The following is a 1,319-nucleotide window of genomic DNA, read 5'->3' as shown; positions in this document are numbered from 1 at the left end:
TTTTATTAATTTACAGGGGAAAGACGATAAACCTTAGATAGTTTACTTGCGGTATCAATATCTTCACGACGAAGTGCTACTCTCACATCATCCAATTTTTCTGCATCTTCAAGAGATAGGTAAGGAGACCATCCTTCACCTGTCTCGATTAGTTCAATGTCAACCTCAACCACATAGTTTCCCTCATGCACAAGTTTAATATGATGTCTTTTTTTCATTTTCTTCTCTCCATAAAATCGTCCGACCAGGTCAAAGGATCGGGTTTATATGCGGTTACTAATACCGCTGGGGAAAAAGCATTTTTTGGAATACCCCACACCACATGTATTGGATTCCCCTCTCTATCTTTTTGTAATACAAGAACACACGGGCCCTTTGGATACTCAGGATAATATTCTACTACTTTGCCATCCTCCACGCTGGCCATAACATCTTTCACCAATATACCATCTTCAGCAAGTTCATCATATCAATGATTGGATATTCTTATTTCGCCTTTTTCAATAAGTTTAAGAATTTTCTTAAATGTATCATTCACAAGTAATAATATATTAATATAACGTTTTAGTGAAGTGCGCCGTTTGGCCTAGAAAATAACGAATGAGAATAAAATAGACAACGAATCAAAAGCGTACAAACCACACGTGATAGAGACGTCAACTCAACTTATTTGTTATCATTTTTTTCATTACTTGTTTCCAATTTTTTTATTATATATTCGGTTGCTTCGTCAAGCTTCATATCATATAACCCATATACATCAAATTCACTAAGACATATTTTGAATTCTTTTTCTATATCTGAAATTTGAGAGCACTCATATATCTCATCGGGTGGATTTTTCGTAGACCACATACAACAAATCTGATTAGAATCTGGATTTTTGTATTTTGCTTGGTATTTTTTATAAATCCTATGAAATCTGTCAAAAATATTTTTATAATTTTTTCTCATGATAACGCCGCAAATCACCGTCCGGTGTAGCACCTTGTTATGCGCCGGTAATACCAAGAGATTGAACTAGCTCTTCTGGAGAAATGACATTTACTGGGAATCTTTGTTCAAGTTGCTGCAAGTTGGTAGCATAAAAAATCGAAGAACTACCAGCACCGGAAGCGCTATCATTGGTACAAAAATAGTCAATACCATAGCCGTAATTAGCAGCTAAAGCATCACCATCTGTCCACTCACCCACTAGCTTTGAATATTTGTTGTCAGTAATTTAATTAGCGCCCTACGGGCGGACTTTTAGTCTTTATATTTCTCTGTACATTCCATAGTATGGTTATTACATCCAGGACATCCTAATTTTGGCATGT

3 protein-coding genes and 1 pseudogene are annotated in these 1,319 nt (G+C 35.7%); all 4 read right to left on the bottom strand.

Going from position 1 to position 1,319, the window contains the following annotated elements:
* Positions 1-5: 5 nt before the first annotated feature.
* A complete protein-coding gene (locus NUV40_00930; GenBank protein MCR4342449.1) occupies positions 6-218 on the bottom strand; it encodes a hypothetical protein in 213 nt (70 codons plus the stop codon).
* Positions 215-538: pseudogene (locus NUV40_00925) on the bottom strand (DUF4258 domain-containing protein). The gene NUV40_00930 and the pseudogene NUV40_00925 overlap by 4 nt, the downstream one beginning before the upstream one ends.
* 128 nt (positions 539-666) lie before the next feature.
* Positions 667-855 (bottom strand): hypothetical protein, encoded by a 189-nt coding sequence (locus NUV40_00920; GenBank protein ID MCR4342448.1) that lies wholly within the window; start codon positions 853-855, stop codon positions 667-669.
* Positions 856-991: 136 nt separating this feature from the next.
* Positions 992-1,195, bottom strand: a complete 204-nt coding sequence (locus NUV40_00915) for a hypothetical protein (protein ID MCR4342447.1) — start codon at positions 1,193-1,195, stop codon at positions 992-994.
* Between the last annotated feature and the right edge of the window lie 124 nt (positions 1,196-1,319).

Source organism: Patescibacteria group bacterium (genome assembly GCA_024654625.1).
GTDB lineage: Bacteria > Patescibacteriota > Minisyncoccia.
Note: the sequence above shows the minus strand (reverse complement) of the source record. Positions and strands in the feature narration are given on the sequence as shown.